At 65.3% G+C, this 16,738-nt stretch carries 15 protein-coding genes and 1 pseudogene; 5 read left to right on the plus strand and 11 right to left on the minus strand.

Annotation, left to right across the window (positions count from 1 at the left end):
- Nucleotides 1-9: 9 nt before the first annotated feature.
- Nucleotides 10-804: an enoyl-CoA hydratase gene (locus tag QX051_RS07770; RefSeq protein ID WP_315775673.1), complete on the minus strand. Its 795-nt coding sequence runs from the start codon at nt 802-804 to the stop codon at nt 10-12.
- Between the two features lie 201 nt (nt 805-1,005).
- Complete coding sequence (locus QX051_RS07775) at nt 1,006-2,190, minus strand: ABC transporter substrate-binding protein (RefSeq protein ID WP_315775860.1); 1,185 nt, start codon at nt 2,188-2,190, stop codon at nt 1,006-1,008.
- A gap of 213 nt (nt 2,191-2,403) precedes the next feature.
- Between QX051_RS07775 and QX051_RS07780 the strand changes: the two genes are divergently transcribed.
- A complete protein-coding gene (locus QX051_RS07780) occupies nt 2,404-3,180 on the plus strand; it encodes a thermonuclease family protein (protein WP_409998073.1) in 777 nt (258 codons plus the stop codon).
- Nucleotides 3,181-3,228: 48 nt separating this feature from the next.
- A complete protein-coding gene (locus QX051_RS07785) occupies nt 3,229-4,695 on the plus strand; it encodes a M48 family metalloprotease (protein ID WP_315735734.1) in 1,467 nt (488 codons plus the stop codon).
- 401 nt (nt 4,696-5,096) lie between these two features.
- Here QX051_RS07785 and QX051_RS07790 read toward each other — a convergent pair whose 3' ends face one another.
- The 5 genes and pseudogenes from QX051_RS07790 to QX051_RS07810 form a co-directional block, all read right to left on the minus strand.
- Nucleotides 5,097-5,927 (minus strand): CarD family transcriptional regulator, encoded by an 831-nt coding sequence (locus QX051_RS07790; RefSeq protein ID WP_315715249.1) that lies wholly within the window; start codon nt 5,925-5,927, stop codon nt 5,097-5,099.
- 502 nt (nt 5,928-6,429) lie between these two features.
- Nucleotides 6,430-6,768 carry a ferredoxin FdxA gene (gene fdxA / locus QX051_RS07795; RefSeq protein ID WP_315715248.1) on the minus strand — a complete coding sequence of 113 codons (339 nt, stop codon included), beginning with the start codon at nt 6,766-6,768 and terminating at the stop codon, nt 6,430-6,432.
- A gap of 142 nt (nt 6,769-6,910) precedes the next feature.
- Nucleotides 6,911-7,177: pseudogene (locus QX051_RS07800) on the minus strand (RNA-binding S4 domain-containing protein); the annotation flags it as partial.
- Nucleotides 7,178-7,238: 61 nt separating this feature from the next.
- Nucleotides 7,239-10,796: a helicase-related protein gene (locus QX051_RS07805; RefSeq protein WP_315775674.1), complete on the minus strand. Its 3,558-nt coding sequence runs from the start codon at nt 10,794-10,796 to the stop codon at nt 7,239-7,241.
- A 448-nt stretch (nt 10,797-11,244) separates the two neighbouring features.
- A complete protein-coding gene (locus QX051_RS07810; RefSeq protein WP_315735736.1) occupies nt 11,245-12,024 on the minus strand; it encodes a DUF3108 domain-containing protein in 780 nt (259 codons plus the stop codon).
- A 641-nt stretch (nt 12,025-12,665) separates the two neighbouring features.
- Here QX051_RS07810 and rpmB point away from each other — a divergent pair.
- Complete coding sequence (gene rpmB, locus QX051_RS07815) at nt 12,666-12,974, plus strand: 50S ribosomal protein L28 (protein WP_315735146.1); 309 nt, start codon at nt 12,666-12,668, stop codon at nt 12,972-12,974.
- Between the two features lie 341 nt (nt 12,975-13,315).
- Nucleotides 13,316-14,578, plus strand: coding sequence for a DUF2235 domain-containing protein (locus QX051_RS07820; RefSeq protein WP_315773201.1), 1,263 nt, complete (start codon nt 13,316-13,318; stop codon nt 14,576-14,578).
- A gap of 60 nt (nt 14,579-14,638) precedes the next feature.
- On the opposite strand, the gene QX051_RS07825 is transcribed toward QX051_RS07820, so the two are convergent.
- The 3 genes from QX051_RS07825 to QX051_RS07835 form a co-directional block, all read right to left on the minus strand.
- The gene (locus tag QX051_RS07825) at nt 14,639-14,887 is read right to left on the minus strand and encodes a hypothetical protein (protein WP_315775675.1); all 249 of its coding nucleotides are present in this window, start codon (nt 14,885-14,887) and stop codon (nt 14,639-14,641) included.
- A 159-nt stretch (nt 14,888-15,046) separates the two neighbouring features.
- Complete coding sequence (locus tag QX051_RS07830; protein ID WP_315775676.1) at nt 15,047-15,283, minus strand: transcriptional regulator; 237 nt, start codon at nt 15,281-15,283, stop codon at nt 15,047-15,049.
- Between the two features lie 127 nt (nt 15,284-15,410).
- Complete coding sequence (locus QX051_RS07835; protein WP_315735153.1) at nt 15,411-15,617, minus strand: cold-shock protein; 207 nt, start codon at nt 15,615-15,617, stop codon at nt 15,411-15,413.
- A 457-nt stretch (nt 15,618-16,074) separates the two neighbouring features.
- Here QX051_RS07835 and rpsU point away from each other — a divergent pair, with 457 nt between their 5' ends.
- Nucleotides 16,075-16,398, plus strand: a complete 324-nt coding sequence (gene rpsU / locus QX051_RS07840) for a 30S ribosomal protein S21 (protein ID WP_315773200.1) — start codon at nt 16,075-16,077, stop codon at nt 16,396-16,398.
- A gap of 55 nt (nt 16,399-16,453) precedes the next feature.
- On the opposite strand, the gene QX051_RS07845 is transcribed toward rpsU, so the two are convergent.
- Complete coding sequence (locus QX051_RS07845) at nt 16,454-16,642, minus strand: hypothetical protein (RefSeq protein ID WP_315735157.1); 189 nt, start codon at nt 16,640-16,642, stop codon at nt 16,454-16,456.
- Nucleotides 16,643-16,738 lie beyond the last annotated feature (96 nt).

Genomic DNA, 16,738 nt, shown 5'->3' on the forward strand with positions numbered 1-16,738 from the left:
AACGCGGAGCTACCGACCCTGAAACACCGGCGCGCGCTTCTCGACGAAGGCTTTCGCCGCCTCCTTGTGATCCTCTGTGTCGCTGCAGCGTGAGTGGTGCATCGCCTCGGCGTCGAAGCAGGCCTCCAGCGTCATCGTCTCGGCATTGTTGATGTTGCGCTTGATGTAGCCGAGCGTCACGCTCGGCCCCTGCGCCAGCGACAGCGCCAACGCGCGCGTGGCGGCTTCGACCTCGGCGTCGGGCACGACCTTGGTGACCATGCCCAGGGTGAGCGCCTCCTGCGCCGTCAGGACCGGCGAGGTCAGATACAGCTCCCGCGCCTTGGCGCTGCCGAGCAATTGCGTGAGGAAATAGGTGCCGCCGAAATCGCCCGACAGCCCGACCTTGGCGAAGGCCGTCGTGATCTTGGCCGACTCGCCGGCCACCCGCAGATCGCAGGCCAGCGCGATCGACAGGCCGGCGCCGGCAGCCGCACCGTCGATCTGCGCCACGACCGGCTTCTGCATCTGGTGCAGCAGCCGCGACACCTCCATGCGCTCGCGCAAGGTCGTCACCTTGGTCTCGAACGAGGGCGCGGTCTTGGCTTCGGCCATCGCCTTGACGTCGCCGCCGACGCAGAACGTGCCGCCGGCGCCCTTGAGCAGCACCGCACGGACCTCCGGATCATTGGCCGCACGATGCGCCGCCTCGACCAGGCCCTTGGTCATGTCGCTATTGAGCGCGTTGCGTCGCTCCGGACGGTTCATCGTGATCGTGAGCAGGCCGGAGTCGAGATGCTGCAGAACTGTCGTGTTGGTGGTCATGGCCGGCGCTCCTTGTTGTTTCCCGGTGTCATGTCTCCCGTCATTCCGGGGCGACGCGTCGGCGTCGAACCCGGAATCCCGAGCTGATGGACTCACATCGAGGTTCCGGGTTCAACGCTGCGCGTTGCCCCGGAACGACGGATGTCGTGGCAGAGTTTGCGCCTTGCTCAGGCGCGCCCCGGAATGCCGCGGCCCCGGCCGTCACTTCTTCACAAGCGGGCAGCGCGACGCCTCGATCGGCTGGAATGCCTCGTCGCCCGACACGGTCGCGAGCAGCTTGTAGTCGTCGGACTTCCCCTTCGATTCCGAGGGCTTCTTGACCTCGAACAGGTACATGTCATGCACCATGCGTCCATCCTCGCGGATGCGGCCGCCCTTGGCGAACATGTCGTTGATGGGCGTGGCCCGCATCACCTTCATGACGGCGTCCGCATCGGTCGTCCCGGCCGTCTTCACGGCTTTCAGATAGTGCGTGACGGAGGAATAGACCCCCGCCTGGGCCGAGGTCGGCACGCGCCTGGTGCGCTCCATGAAGCGTTTGGTGAAGGCGCGGGTGTCGTCGTTGAGATCCCAATAGAACGCTTCCGCGACCAGAAGCCCCTGCGCCGTCTCGAGCCCGACGCTGTCGATGTCGGAGACGAAGGCGAGCAGCGGCGACAGCTTCTGGCCGCCTTTGCTGAGGCCGAACTCCGCCGCCTGCTTGATCGCGTTGATGGTATCGCCGCCGGCATTGGCGAGGCCGATCACCTTGGCCTTGGAGGCCTGGGCCTGGAGCAGGAAGGAGGAGAAGTCCGACGTATTGAGCGGATGACGCACGCTGCCGAGCACCTTGCCGCCCGACTTCACCACCACGGCGGTGGTGTCCTTCTCCAGATCCTGGCCGAAGGCGTAATCCGCGGTCAGGAAGAACCAGCTGTCGAGGCCGGACTTCACCGCCGCCAATCCCGTGACATTGGCCTGCGCGAAGGTGTCGAACACGTAGTGCACGGTGTACGGGCCGCAGGCCTCGTTGGACAGCCTGACAGAGCCGGGACCGTTGAAGATGATGATCTTGTTGCGCGCCTTGGCGATCTCGCCGGCGGCCAGCGCGGTGGCGGAGGCTGCGACATCCCAGATCATCTCGACGCCCTGGTTGTCGAGCATGTCGCGCGCGATGTTGGCGGCGAGATCGGCCTTGTTGAGATGGTCGGCCGCAAGCACCTCGATCTTGCGGCCCAGCACCTCGCCGCCGAAATCCTCCACCGCCATCTTCGCCGCGGTCTCGCTGCCGGGACCGGTGATGTCGGCGTAGAGGCTCGACATGTCGAGAATGCCGCCGATCTTCAGCGGCGGCTTGCTCTGCGCATGCGCCACGCCTGCGGACAACGTCAGCGCCGACGCCAGCATGAACAGCGACGCCGCCGCGCCGCGGATGGTTCTGGTCATAGATATCCTCCCTGCCGGGCGCGTCGCTGCATGGCGACGGCCTCTTTGATAGTTCGCATCATGGCGTACGTAGTCGCAGGCGGCAAGCGCTCAGCAAAGGCACCGCTGCTGCTGCTTTCCGCTCAGTGGAATGGAAATTTCGTGCGATGATGCAACATGGCGAGAGTGCGCAGAATGCAGAGCAGATGGAGGCCGATTGCGCTCGGTGCGAGCGTCGCGATCATCGCGATGATGTCGGCGAGTCACGCCTCGCCGTGCATGTTCGCCGAGCTCGGCGAAGGACACGTCAGCGAGATCATCGATGCGCGCAGCTTCCGTCTCGACGACGGCCGAGAGGTCAGGCTCGCCGGCATCGAGGCGCCGCCGGACGAGCAGCGCGCGGCAGCGATCGATGCGCTGGGCGTGCTGCTGCGCGGCCGCGACGTCGTGCTGCGCGGCGAGGACGACACTCCGGACCGCTACGGCCGGCAGCGCGCCTTCGCCTTCGTGGCCGGTGCGGACCAGCCGGTGCAGAGCGAGCTGCTCCGACAGGGCGCCGTGCTGCGCGGGATCGACCTGCCGGACCGGGATTGCGCCCTCAGCCTGGGTGCGGCGGAAGCGGAGGCACGCAGCGCCGGACGCGGCCTCTGGAAGATTGGGACCGTCATAAAAAACACGGAAAGTCCAGACGATATTTTGTCTCGCGTAGGGCAATTTACGGTTGTCGAAGGGAAGGTGTTGTCCGTACGACAGACGGGGACAACAACTTATCTGAACTTCGCTCGTAGCTGGACACGGGGCTTCGCGGTGACTATTCCAAAGCGTATGATGGCGGTATTGGAAGGTGCCGGCATCGACGTCAAATCACTTGCGAATCGACAGATTCGCGTGCGCGGTTGGATCGAAGCGCATGCGGGTCCGAGACTGGAACTGACGCAGATCGCCCAGATCGAGATTTTGAGCGGGAATTGACCGCTGAGGTACGTGAGTAGCGACGTGAGCCTGTCTGTTCGAAAGCGCATGACGGTGATGAACTGCGGTTCGTGGATCGCACCGGCGTTGCTGTGCCTGGGACTGGCGTTGTCCGGTTGCAGCGACATGGGCAAGTTGCAGCAGGCGACGGCGCCGATGCCGACGCCGCGGCCGAAGCCGGCGATGGTGCAGACGACGCCGGCCAGCGATCGCGAGCACGAGCGCATTCTCGCAACTTATGGCGGCGCCTATGAGGATCCCCAGCTCGAGGGCCTGATCGGCAAGATCGTCGACCGGCTGGTGGCCGTGTCCGATCGGCCCGACCAGGGCTACAAGGTCACGATCCTGAACTCCGGTGCGGTCAACGCCTTCGCGCTGCCGACCGGACAGCTCTACGTGACGCGCGGCCTGATCGCGCTCGCCAACGACACCTCCGAATTGTCGTCGGTGCTGAGCCACGAGATGGCGCATGTGCTGGCGCGCCATGCTGCGATTCGCGAGGACCAGGCGCGGCAAGCCGCAGTGGTGACCCGCGTCGTCTCCGACATGGGCAACGATCCGGACCTGACGGCGCTGGCGCTCGCCAAGACCAAGCTGACGATGGCGAGCTTCTCTCGCACCCAGGAGTTCGAGGCCGACGGCATCGGCGTCGGCATCTCCGCCAAGGCGAAGTTCGATCCCTACGGCGCGGCGCGCTTCCTGAGCTCGATGGAGCGCAACGCCGAGCTGAAGGCCGGCAAGGTGGCGATCGACCCGCGCGCGCAGGACTTCCTGTCGTCGCATCCGGCGACGCCGGAGCGGGTGCAGAACGCTGCCGCCATCGCCAAGCAATACGTCTCCCCCGAGGCCAGGGAGCATGACCGCGAGACCTACTTGGCTGCGGTCGACAACATCGTCTACGGCGAGGACCCGAGCGAGGGCTTCGTGCGTGGGCGGCGCTTCCTGCATCCGAAGCTCGGCTTCACCTTCCAGGCGCCGGAGAACTTCACGCTCGACAACACCGCGCAGGCGGTGATCGGCGTGCGCGAAGGCGGCGCCCAGGCGATGCGCTTCGACGTGGTGCGCGTGCCGGCCCAGCAGACGCTCGGCGACTATCTGAATTCCGGCTGGATGGAGAACGTCGACAAGTCGGCGACCGAGGAGCTGACGATCAACGGCTTCCCGGCGGCCTCGACCTCGGCGAGCGGCGATCCCTGGCAGTTCAAGGTCTACGCGCTGCGCGTCGGCAGCGACGTCTACCGCTTCATCTTCGCCTCGCGTCAGAAGACCACCGAGAGCGAGCGCAATGCGCGGGAGACGGTGAACTCGTTCCGCCGGCTCAGCCTGGAGGAGATCCAGTCGGCGCGGCCGCTGCGCATCAAGGTGATCACCGTGCAGCCGGGCGACACGGTCGAGTCGCTCGCACACCGCATGACCGGCGTCGACCGTCCGGTCGAGCGCTTCCGCGTTCTCAACGGCCTCGACGCCCGCGCCCAGGTCAAGGTCCGCGACCGCGTCAAGATCGTGGTGGAGTGACGGGCTGAGGGACGGATTCCCCGCTTGCCCCGGCGGGTTGATGCCATGCCAGGACGGCCACACCACAACTGTCGTCCCGGGCAAGACCGGCAACGCGACAGCGTTGCCGGGCGCCGACCCGGGATCCATAACCACAAGTGCAAATGGCTTGAGCGCTGGAGCTCCAGCGAGCGTCCTTGCAGGCGCCCGGGATTATGGGTCCCGGCGTTCGCCGGGACGACAGCGGAGCAAGTGCGACCAGCGCCCCACCTTCGCACGCAGTCCATCGCCAACTCGCGAACGGCAAGCACGTCTACACCATGGCCATGAAGCGGTGCCGTCGACGTGCATCCCAAACAAAAAGCCCGACCTTTCGGCCGGGCTTTCGTAAGCAACTAATTGGAAAACGCGCTAACGGTCGATCAGGCGGCCTCGTCGGCCACGGCGGTGTCGTCGCCGTCGATATCATCGCCCTCGGCGTCGGCATCACCTTCGGCGACCGCATCGGCTTCGGTCTTGGCACCGCGGCGCGGGCTCTTGGCGAGCTGCGTCTCGATCTCCTTGACGGCCTCGGTCTCGGTCGAGTGCTGCACGACGGCGATCTCGCGCGACAGACGGTCGAGCGCCGCTTCATAGAGCTGGCGCTCGCTGTAGGACTGCTCGGGCTGCGACTCCGAACGGTAGAGATCGCGCACGACCTCCGCGATCGCGACGATGTCGCCCGAATTGATCTTCGCTTCGTATTCCTGGGCGCGGCGAGACCACATGGTGCGCTTGACGCGGGCGCGGCCCTTCAGCGTCTCGAGCGCCTTCTTCACCAGCGCCGGGTCGGACAGCTTGCGCATGCCGACATTGGCGACCTTGGCGGTCGGCACGCGCAGCGTCATCTTGTCCTTGATGAAGTTGATGACGAACAGCTCGAGCTTGGCGCCCGCGATCTCCTGCTCCTCGATGGCCAGGATCTGGCCGACGCCGTGAGCCGGATAGACGACGAATTCGTTGGTCTTGAAGCCCTGGCGCTGGGTCGGCAGCTTCTTTTCCTCGACGCGCGGCGCGGCCGCGGCGGGAGCAGCCGGCTTGGCGGCGACAGCGGGCTTGGCAACAGGGGCAGCAGCTGCGGGAACGGCGGTCTTGGTGGCAGCCTTGGGCGCAGCGGCGGCCTTGGCAGGCGCAGCCTTGGCAACAGAGTCCTTTGCAAGAGTGGTCTTCGCGGCGGATGCTTTCGCGGCAGTCTTGGCAGTCTTTTCAGGCATTGCGCTTCTTTTGTTCTTAGTGGACTTGGCAGCCGAGGCCTTCGCGGCAGCCCGAATCTCCTTTACAGGAGTCCGGGCACGGCCCTTGGAAACGCTGCGGCTGGCCGCGGCGGCTTTTTTTGTACTCTTGGAAGCACTCTTTTTACGCGTTTTCTGTGACACAGCCTGCGCGCGGAACTGCCACGCCCCTGTTTGATGTTGCGGGAACCTAAAAGGGCGGCCAAAAAAGGTTACGCATGGCCGGGTTCGGCTCTGAGAATGTGCTATATATAGCACATTTGCCGCAAAAATCAATGATTTAGAGGCCGCAGGGGCGGTATTGTGACGGATCCACGAAGTTAGGGTTAAGTGAAGCGTGCCGGAATAGAACAACTCGTGCAGCGCGTCCCGCTCGCCGCAAGAGGTGTTCTAGGCCATTGTTTCCGCGTAACGATTTCGATCGGCGCGACGGCACCCCGCAGGCCGGGGCGCGCTGGCGAACGCGCAGGTAGCGAGACGACCGTCAGTCTCCGGCGCCGGGCTTCGACGAAAAATATTTCTGGAACTTTCCATCCTCGCCGTCGTGCTCCTTGGCGTCGGCCGGCGGGTCCTTCTTCTGGGTGATGTTGGGCCAGGACTTGGCATATTCGGCGTTCACGCCCAGCCACTTCTCCAGCCCCGGCTCGGTATCCGGCTTGATCGCGTCGGCCGGACATTCCGGCTCGCACACGCCGCAATCGATGCATTCGTCCGGATGAATGACCAGCATGTTGTCACCCTCGTAGAAGCAGTCTACCGGGCAGACCTCAACGCAATCGGTGTATTTGCACTTGATACAGTTTTCGGTGACGACGTAAGTCATCCAAGGCTCCGGAACGGATCGACAATTCGGCTGGCTTGGACTAGCGCAGGACGTGTTGTGCCGCAAGTGAAGCGGGGCGAAGAACTGAACCGGAAATTGCTCTGGCGCAACCGATCTGGCGCAACCGATCTGGCGCAATCGATCAGGATCGTCCGCCATCCAGATCATCGTACAGTCCGCGCACGGAGGCGGCATCGCCGCGGCGCTCAGCAAAGCCGGTCACCTTGAGCACGCGCACGCTGCGGTCGAGCGCGATGGTCAGCACGTCACCGGTCTTCACCCCGTGGCCGGGCGAGGTCTCGCGCACGCCATTGATCCGGACATGGCCCGACGACACCAGCGCCGCGGCGCTGGTGCGCGCCTTCACCAGCCGCGCATGCCACAGCCATTTGTCGAGGCGCTGGCGCTCTGACGGGGTGTCGGACGTCGGCGTTGTCCTTCCAACCTATCTTGCCAACCGATCTTGTCGCTCAATCCTTGCGGTTGTTCGCCGCGAGTTGCTCCTTGAGCGCAGCAAGCTTGGCGAACGGCGAGTTGGGATCGACCGGACGGTCGCGATCCCGGCCTCCGCCGCCACTCGAGGCATAGGGCCGCAGCGCCGGACCGCTGTCGCGCTTGTCGCGACCGCCCTTGCCGAAGTCGCGGCCGCCGCGCCCCTCACCACCGAATTTGCCGCCCTTGTTACGATCGCGGTTCTGGTCGCGCCCCTTGGCGTCATGGTCGCGGCGCGGCCCGCGATCCTCGCGGGCCGGCGCTGATGCACCCTCGGCTGGAGCCGCACCAGCCTCCGGCGGGCCCTTGCGGAAGTCCTTGCCGAACTCCTTCATCCGGTCGCGTCGGCCCTGGCCGCGGTGATGGCGCTCGCGCGCCTCGCCGCCCTCGGCGGGAGCCGTCCCGGCAGGCGCCTGCCCGCCGCCGGCACCCTGCCCGCGCTCGTGCTGCGGACGGTTGGGCCGGCCGCGATGATGATGGTCGTGGCGCGGCCTGCGCTCCTCCGAGCGCCCGCCCGGCCGCCAGACCTCGACCAGGACGGGCTCGGCGGCAGCAGCGGCCTCGGCCGGAGAAGCCGCGGTCGCGGTAGATCCAGCAGCAGTTTCCGCCGCGGCAGCTTCAGCCGAAGCATCGCCGATGCTTGCTGCCTCGTGCGCGACGGCCTCAGCGGCTTCTGGCTGCGGCGCATCCGCAGCAACGGCGGTTTCCGCCTCGGCGACGACGCTTTCGGCAGCCGTCTCGGCCACGGACGCCTCGTCCGCCGCATCCGGCGTGACGAAATCGACGGTCGGCAGCGATGCCAGGGCCGACACCGACGCGGTTTCCGCCTGCTCCTCGCCGACCGCCGCGGGCACGGCGACGGTCTGCTCGGTCACCGGAGCGACGGCGGCCTCCGCGACGGTGGGAACCTGCTCGTCGGCCGGCTCGCCGGCGACAAGCGCGAGGTCCTCGCCCGGCACGGCCTGCGCTTCTGCCGGCTCAGCCGGGGCGGTCTCCACAGCAGCGGCCTCGGCAGCAGCAGCCTCGACGGGCTTCTCAATCGGCTTGGGCGGCAGGGGCGGGCGCTTCTCCATGCGATAGCCAAGCGCGCGCAGGATCGAGGCGAAGTCCTCGCCGGCCGAACCGGTGAGCGAGGTCATCGCCTGCGTCACTACGAAGCCGCGGCCGTCGAAGGCGCCGGCGGGCTTTTCGCCCGGTGCATTGTCGCGCCAGGCCAGGGCGGGACGAATCAGGTCGGCCAGCCGCTCCAGGATGTCGACGCGCACCGCGCGCTCGCCCGCCTGCTTGTAGCCGAGCACGCGATAGGCATCGCGCGGCAGCGCCTTGTCGACCGGGAACGAGGTCCGGCCCGAGCTCGCCAGATGCTGCGCGCCGGTCAGCGCGGACATGTCGACATTGCCCTGCTTCTCGGCCCACAGCAGCGCAGCGAGCGCGCGCGCCGCCGGCTTGAGCAGCGCCGGGACGTAGATGTGATAGGCGCCGAAGCGCACGCCATATTTGCGCAACGTGGCGCGCGACGGCTGGTCGAGATCCTTCATCTCGGCCGCGATCTTGGCGCGCTCGATGACGCCGAGCGCCTCCACCAGTTGGAACGCGATGCCGCGGCCGATGCCGGTGATGTCCTCGGCCTTGGACAATTCGAACAGCGGGCCGAGCAGCTTCTCGATATGCGTCTTCAGCCAGAGATCGAGCCGCGCCTGCACCTTGTCGCGCGCAGCACCCGTCAGCCGCTCGTCGGCGATGATGCGCAGGCGCGGATGCAGCGCGTCGTCGGCCGCGACCAGCTTGGCGACCGCGTCGCCGGTCCAGCGCACCGTGCCGTCGGCGGTGAGCACGATGTGCTCGTCGGGCGCGCTGGACAGCTTCTCGGCGCGCGCCTCGATCTCGCCGGCCAGCGCCTTCTGGGCAGCAGCCTGCAAGGCCTTGGCCTCCGAGCCGGCTTCGGCGGCGTCGGGCGCGAAGGTGAATCCATCCAGACGGCCGATCGCGTGCCCTTCAACGATCACTTCGCCGGTCTTGCCGATTTCCGTATTCAAAACACTGTTCTCCCGCAGGCGCCGCATCAATACACTGGTACGACGATCAACGAAACGCTCCGTGAGCCGTTCATGAAGGGCGTCTGACAATTTATTTTCGAGCTCGCGGGTAATCCCCTGCCAATAATCAGGGTCGCGCAGCCAGTCTGGCCGGTTGGCCACGAAGGTCCAGGTACGAATCTGTGCAATCCGCCCCGACAGCGTGTCGATGTCGCCATCGACGCGGTCGGCCTGATCGACCTGTGCGGCGTACCAGGCGTCCGGAATACGCCCCTTCTGCATCAGGAAGCCGAACACGGTGGTCACCAGCTCCGCATGGGCGGCCGGCGACAGCCTGCGATAATCGGGGATTTGGCAGGTCTCCCAGAGACGCTCGACCGCGGCCGCGCCATGCGCCATGTCGCGCACCTCGGCGTCGCGCGCGGCATGATCGAGCACGCGCAGATCCTCCGCGATCGGCGCGCGCGTCAGCGCCTCATGCCCCGGCGCGATCGCCAATGAGACCTGAAGCGCGCTCAAGGACGCGAAATCAAGCCTGGAGTTCCGCCATTGCAGCACCTTCACGGTATCGAAGGTGTGGTTCTGGAGCGCATTGACCAGCTCGGGCTCGAACGGCGCACAACGCCCGGTGGTGCCGAACGTGCCGTTGCGCGTCGCCCGTCCGGCACGGCCCGCGATCTGGGCAAACTCCGACGGCGTGAGCCGGCGGAACTGATAGCCGTCATATTTGCGGTCGGACGCAAAGGCGACGTGGTCGACGTCGAGGTTGAGCCCCATGCCGATCGCGTCGGTGGCGACGAGATAGTCGACGTCGCCGTTCTGGAACATCGCCACCTGCGCGTTGCGGGTTCGCGGCGACAGCGATCCCAGGACCACAGCGGCGCCGCCATGCTGGCGGCGGATCAGCTCGGCGATGACGTAGACCTCGTCGGCCGAGAAGGCCACGATGGCAGTCCGGCGCGGCTGTCGCGTGATCTTGCGGTCGCCGGCGAATTCGAGCTGCGACAGCCGCGGCCGCGTCACGGTCGATACGCCCGGCAGCAGCCGCTCGATGATGGGGCGCATCGTCGCAGCCCCGAGCAGCAGCGTCTCGTCGCGGCCCCGCCGGTTGAGGATGCGGTCGGTGAAGACGTGGCCGCGCTCGAGATCGGCGGCGATCTGGATCTCGTCGACGGCGAGGAACGACACGTCGAGATCCCTGGGCATCGCCTCGACGGTCGACACCCAGTAGCGCGGGTTCTTCGGCTTGATCTTCTCCTCGCCGGTGATCAGCGCAACGGCCTCGCTGCCGACGCGATCAGCAATCTTGTTGTAGACCTCACGCGCGAGCAGCCGCAGCGGCAGTCCGATGATGCCGGAGGAATGCGCGAGCATGCGCTCGATCGCCAGATGCGTCTTGCCGGTGTTGGTGGGGCCGAGCACGGCGGTGACGCCGCTTCCGGGAGCACGGTCGGACGCGCGCTCGAAAGGCGAGGCTGCCGAAGAAGACGAAAAAGCCATTCGTTAAATTGGGTCTCGAGGCCGGCGTTGCAGGCGCGCGGGTCAGGCGCGATGGATGCTGGAATTATCGTCGTTCTGAGAGGCTGCGATCCTCACACCTGTGTCACATTGCTACGCATATAGGGACGCAGCTTAAGCTTCGGAACGCCTTGAGAACGAATCACGCCCGAATCGCTGACTCCAGCGCCTTTCCGGCTTCGTTCACCGCAACATCTCGCGCCGCGCGATCAAGTCAGCACTAGATCAAGTTTTCACAGTCTCGACAAGCAACGCTTTCGCGAGGGAACTGGCGCTGTTTCGAGCAGGCCCGAGTCGAATCAGAATCGGCGAAGAGTCAAACGGATTCACGCGAGCCGTCGTTCAGGCCGCGCGCCGGATCACACATGCTGGCTTTCCGGGCGGCCTCGCAATGACGGCGCCGGCCGGACAACGAGGATTCCGCCGCGCGCTACTGCGTTTTCGCGACGTGCGGCGAGGCCTGGGTGATGAAGGAGGTCGCCTCGAGCATCGCCTTGCCGAAAGAGGTCGGAATCACGACCCGGAACGGCACCAGGATGCGCGTGCCCGCGAGCGGCACGAAGAAGATCTCCATGTTGCGGGCCTGGGCGAGATATTTGATCACCGGCCGGTCCGGGATGTAGCCCGCAACCGGCGTGAAGTAGACCGCGCAGACCAGCGCCGGACCACGATAGCCTTTGTCTGCCTTGACGTTCTCCATGCGCTTGTAGTCGAGCTTGAGCTCGTAGCGCATGCGGCCGTCGAACACGGGCGCAGCGCCGCGGCACGAGTCCGGCGACAGCAGCTCGCCATTGCCCGGCACCCGCACCAGCGAGGCCGTCATCGGATCGAGCACGCCGCGCTTGTGGGCATCCGTTACCGGGATGCGGTCGGGATCGACCGGCGGCGTCGGCTCGATGGCGAAATCCTTCACGGTGCCGTTCTGCAGATTGATGCGGATCTGCTCGGACTTCTTTCCCGTGGTGGTCGAGGCCTGGTAGCTCTGCCCGACCAGGGCGCCGTTGACGACGCGCCCCTGCACCGACCCGGTGCCCGATCCTTGGGAGAAGCTCTTGAGCAGGCCCGCGGTGCCGCCCTGAGCTGCGGCGCCGTACTGATCATCCCCGATTTCGACCGCCCAGGTGCCCTTGCCGACGGGGATGCCAGCCAGCGAAGCCTCATATTGGGCGTCCAGCCGGGCCTGTGCCCAGGCGCCGTGGGGGGCCAGCAGCAGGAGCGCCGCGATGGAGCCGGCCACCGCCAGGCGCCGGAAACGGAAGAAGGCCGTGCTGTTGGTCACGTCGAAATGGTCCTGCCGATCCGCTTGTCGGGCCCCGGCCCCTGTGCCGCGCCACTGCTGTTACTTACGCCAAAAACGCTCCTGAACAACGCGAACCGGTCACATCCTGGCCGATTGTCCAGCGCTTTACGTCCGGCTCCGCTTCCGGCGAAGCCGCATCGGGCGGCCCAAACTCCCCGTGAGCCCCTGCAATCCGCCGGGCTCGACGGGCCAATTTGACGCGCCATCGCGCGAACGTCCACTCATCACGCCCGAATACGCCCTTTATGTGGTCTCCGGCGATCGGCTATGATGTTGATTGTACGACGTCTTTCGGAGAAAAACGGCCATGCGGACGCCTATGGCCGGACGCCGTGCCGCGGGCGCAAATACCGCCGCCGTGAAGCGAGGCAGCCCTGCGATTCGGCGCGTGGCTAAGGGGCCACCGGCCCCATCCCTCAAAACCTTGACGAAAAGCCGCATCCCCCCTATAGGACCGCATCTCCCAGAGACGAGCTGGACGAGTTTTGGACCCCCGCGGCCCGCCGACACAGGCGGACGAAGGGTGCGGGGATGAGAGAGGATTTACTGCCATGTCGCGGCGCTGTGAACTGACGGCCAAGGGCCCCCAGGTTGGCCACAAGGTCAGCCACTCCAACATCAAGACCAAGCGGCGCTTCCTGCCGAACCTGTGCAACGTGACCTTTATCTCGGATGTACTCGGCCGCAACGTGCGCCTGCGCGTCTCGACCAACGCGCTCAAGAGCGTCGACCACAATGGCGGCCTCGACGCCTATCTGCTCAAGGCTAACGCTGCGGCGCTGTCGCCGCGCGCGCTGGAGCTAAAGCGCGCCATCGAGAAGAAAGCGGCGGACGCTGCCCCGGTCGCCAAGGCGAGCTGAGAGAGCAAGCCGAAATCCACGATTGATGCAGAAGCCGGACGCGTCACAGGCGGGGCTTCGAGCGAAGCGAGATATCGAAACGGCCGGATCGAGAGATCCGGCCGTTTTGCTTGCGGCTGCCGTGACCAGCCGACAACTCTGGACACGGCAGCCGGCGCGGGGCGACCGGACACGTCGAGTGACCATCCGTTCGTACGGCGGCGCCATTCGATCACTTCGCTATGTCCGTCGCGCGGCGCGCAACAGCGACCCAGACGAAGTGCCATAGGAACCGACCTCCCCAACACCAGCCCGATGCTCTACACTCGTTGCGGTAGCATTATCGCGGACATTCCTTTGTCATGAAGAACATTGTCATCTGCTGCGACGGCACCGGCAACGAGATCAGCGAAAACATCTCGAACGTGCTCAAGCTCTATCGCTGCCTGCGCAAGACCGACAAGACGACGCCACTCCAGGCCGTGTTCTACGATCCCGGCGTCGGCACCCTGACACAGCCGGACAGCTGGCATCGCTTCAGGGCCAATTTCAACATGGTGCTGGGGCTCGCCACCGGGTACGGCCTCGACGACAACATCATCAGGGCCTACTGCTTCCTCGCCACGCATTACCAGCAAGGCGACCGCATCTTCCTGTTCGGCTTCTCACGCGGCGCCTACACCGTGCGCGTGCTTGCCGGACTGATCCACAAGGTCGGGCTGATCTCGCCCGATCAGATCAATCTCGCCGGCTCGGGCGTGATCGCCTACAAGAAGTACTCCTCCGACAATCCGAAGGCCGGACGCGGCATCACCACCGAGGTCGAGAGCACCGAGGACGAAGGGCCGATTCCCGAGAGCCGCGACGACCAGGCCGCGCAATTCGCGCGCATCACCTCGACACGCTGGCCAACGATCCATTTCGTCGGCGTGTGGGACACGGTGGCCAGCGTCATCGTGCCGCGCACCGACCGGTTCCTCGCCCTCCCCAGCCTCGAGGAGCTCGCCTTCTCGATCGAGAACCCGAGCGTGAAGATTTTCCGGCAGGCCGCTGCGATCGACGAACGGCGCTGCATGTTCCGGCTGAAGCCGTGGAACATGCCGCAGACCTTCACGCCGAACCGCTTCAACAAGGCGCATGCTGGACCGCAGGACGCCAAGCAGGTGTGGTTCGCCGGCGTACATTGCGACGTCGGCGGCGGTTATCCCGAGGCGCAATCGGCGGTCTCGAAGTATCCGCTGCTGTGGATGATCGACGAGGCCGTCGAGGCGGGGCTGGCGGTCAATCCGCGCACGGTGAACCAGCTCGCCTGGGGCGTGCAGCGCAAGAACAGCCCGTTCTCCTATGTGGCGCCGAGCATCCAGGGCCCCCTGCACGATTCGATGAGGCCGGCCTGGCGGCTGCTCGAATGGCTGCCGAAGAGCGCGACGTACAAGGAGTGGCCGGAGCGCAAGGCGCGTTTCGGATTCTACATTCCGAATTGCGAGCCGCGCTTCATTCCGGAGGGCGCGTTCATCCACGAGAGCGTGCTGATGCGGATCGCGGAATCGCAGGACTACCGGCCCGTCAATCTGCCCGCGTCCTATGAGCGCGTCCCGCTTCCGGTCAAACAGAAGGCGGAGTAGCAGCAACGGCGCGTAGCGCGTCGGGCAGCGTCTTCGGAGGCTCGCGCGTGGCGGATCGCCTCAGATCATGCGCAGATGGATGACGCCGTCGGTCACCTCGCCACGGGCGAACTGCTCGCGCGCCATCTGCTCGAACGCCGTGCGGTTTCGCTGCAGATAAGCGAACGCCTGATTGCGTGTGCCGAAGCAGGTCTCGAGATGACAGACCTGCCGCGTAGCGCCGATTGCAAGCGCAAATGCGATCGTCTGGCCTCCACGCTGCGTCTCGTCCTTTGCAATGCGAACGTCTGTAGCTGTCAACTTGGCCACGTCAGCCTCCTCGGTACGAAGGTCGGATCTGTACGCGGGACGCGGTTGAGGCGTAATGATCAGGCATGGATCGCCCGTCTGTTCGAGCACCAGCAACGGATCTGAAGTTCCGCTAGTTCCACCGGCGCAGCCGACGTCGGAAGGCGAGATGAAGCAGCCCTAGCGAGCGACCTTCTTCCGCCGCTTCGGCGCAGGCGCAGCAACAGGACCCGCTTGCGCAGCTTCCGCTTCCTTGGCGAGCCGCAACACGCGCAGCCGCTCCATGTTCTTGCGGACCGCCGTCGCGCGCTGATCCCATTCGGCGCGCGCCTTCGCCCCGTCCTCGGCGGCGACGCGCTGGCGCTCTGACCGCGCAATGCTTTCGGGGGAGCGTTCTGACATCTTCTTGGTGGCCATCGACTGATCCTTCCGGAGATGCGGGTTACCGTCGAGACGCAGAAAGCCCGCTCAATACAGGATCGAGCGGGCAAACCAGCCATTTCAGTACATCCGTGAAATGGCCCAAGACGTCAGATCAGTACGATCAGACCAGCGCGAGATTTTCTGCGCTGGTTTTACCGCGCATCTTGTCCGTCTTGACCTCAAAACTGACTTTCTGGCCTTCAGCCAAGCCAGCGAGACCAGCGCGTTCAACCGCGCTGATGTGAACGAACACGTCGTTCCCGCCATCCTCCGGCTGAATGAAACCAAAGCCCTTCTGGCCGTTGAACCACTTGACGGTACCCTGCATGTCTATCTCCAAATCATTAATCGCGCGACCATCACGCGATCCTCATTCAACTGAGCAATGACTTTTGGAAATAGCCCACGGGCACATTCAGAAAGGCACAGCGGCTAATCGAACTACCTCAAAGTAGAGATTTTCTGGGGGATTACAAGGCCGCGCGGCAAATATAGTTTGCCGAGGGCTGGGACCGTGAGTCGGCTCGCGCTGGCAATATCAGCAAATTGCCCTTATCTTCACAGGACCATCGGTAACGGCCTGGCCATCGATGGCTGAGAGACACTCGTGCTCCCGCCTTCCGACGAAGGGGATCAACGTGTCTTGCACGTATCGTGGCTCATCACATTGTGAGCAACACGTTTCATTGACGCCGCTCTGCTGAGCGCGCCGCTCCCCCGCCGCCGCGCCGATCGGCTTCGCCAACCTAATTTCATCGATAGAGATGAAGACAAGGAGGACACTTTTGCAGGTTCTTGTTCGTGACAACGACGTCGAGAAGGCGTTGCGCATCCTGAAGCGGAAGATGCAGCGCGAAGGCGTATTCCGCGAGATGAAGCGCCGCAGATCCTATGAGAAGCCATCGGAACGCAAGACGCGCGAGAAATCCGATGCGATCAGGCGCCAACGCAAAGTCGCGCGCAAGCTGGCCATCCGCGAAGGCCTGCTGCCTGCGCCGGTCAAGAAGGTACCTGCGTCGCGGCCGGGCGTGCTGCCCTCCACGACCTCGACGCGCCCCGATCGTGATCGGCCGCGGGATTCACTCACCTCTGCAACGCCGCGCAGCTGAGCGAACGACGGCATGTCCGCCGAAAACGACGGACCCGACGGAAAGAGGCTGGCGTTCACGCCAGCTTTTTCGGTTGTTTACCGGCGTTGTCGGCCGCTTCGCGCGCCAGGCGCTCGGCCTTCAGTCGCTCGCGGTTCTGATCGAACGCGGTCTGAGCCTTTTCATAGTCGCTCCTCGGCGGCTCGGCCGGCTTGAAGGCCTTGTGAGCCTCGCGCACGGCGGCCGTTGGCTTGCGCTCCGACATGATGACAGTCCTCGTTGGAATGGTGAACGCCGCTGCGACATCCTGTCGAGACTGGCATAGCATGGGCACGGTTCAATGACGGCCTCGGGTAGGCGG

It is taken from the genome of Bradyrhizobium sp. SZCCHNR1053 (assembly GCF_032381235.1).
In the GTDB taxonomy this organism is placed as follows: domain Bacteria; phylum Pseudomonadota; class Alphaproteobacteria; order Rhizobiales; family Xanthobacteraceae; genus Bradyrhizobium.

What these genes read in the sequence shown, in the direction of transcription:
- QX051_RS07770 (WP_315775673.1), bottom strand. Translation starts at nt 804, where the DNA reads ATGACCACCAACACGACAGTTCTGCAGCATCTCGACTCCGGCCTGCTC.
- QX051_RS07775 (WP_315775860.1), bottom strand. Translation starts at nt 2,190, where the DNA reads ATGCTGGCGTCGGCGCTGACGTTGTCCGCAGGCGTGGCGCATGCGCAG.
- QX051_RS07780 (WP_409998073.1), top strand. Translation starts at nt 2,404, where the DNA reads ATGCAGAGCAGATGGAGGCCGATTGCGCTCGGTGCGAGCGTCGCGATC.
- QX051_RS07785 (WP_315735734.1), top strand. Translation starts at nt 3,229, where the DNA reads ATGACGGTGATGAACTGCGGTTCGTGGATCGCACCGGCGTTGCTGTGC.
- QX051_RS07790 (WP_315715249.1), bottom strand. Translation starts at nt 5,927, where the DNA reads ATGCCTGAAAAGACTGCCAAGACTGCCGCGAAAGCATCCGCCGCGAAG.
- fdxA (WP_315715248.1), bottom strand. Translation starts at nt 6,768, where the DNA reads ATGACTTACGTCGTCACCGAAAACTGTATCAAGTGCAAATACACCGAT.
- QX051_RS07805 (WP_315775674.1), bottom strand. Translation starts at nt 10,796, where the DNA reads ATGGCTTTTTCGTCTTCTTCGGCAGCCTCGCCTTTCGAGCGCGCGTCC.
- rpmB (WP_315735146.1), top strand. Translation starts at nt 12,666, where the DNA reads ATGTCGCGGCGCTGTGAACTGACGGCCAAGGGCCCCCAGGTTGGCCAC.
- QX051_RS07820 (WP_315773201.1), top strand. Translation starts at nt 13,316, where the DNA reads ATGAAGAACATTGTCATCTGCTGCGACGGCACCGGCAACGAGATCAGC.
- QX051_RS07830 (WP_315775676.1), bottom strand. Translation starts at nt 15,283, where the DNA reads ATGGCCACCAAGAAGATGTCAGAACGCTCCCCCGAAAGCATTGCGCGG.
- QX051_RS07835 (WP_315735153.1), bottom strand. Translation starts at nt 15,617, where the DNA reads ATGCAGGGTACCGTCAAGTGGTTCAACGGCCAGAAGGGCTTTGGTTTC.
- QX051_RS07845 (WP_315735157.1), bottom strand. Translation starts at nt 16,642, where the DNA reads ATGTCGGAGCGCAAGCCAACGGCCGCCGTGCGCGAGGCTCACAAGGCC.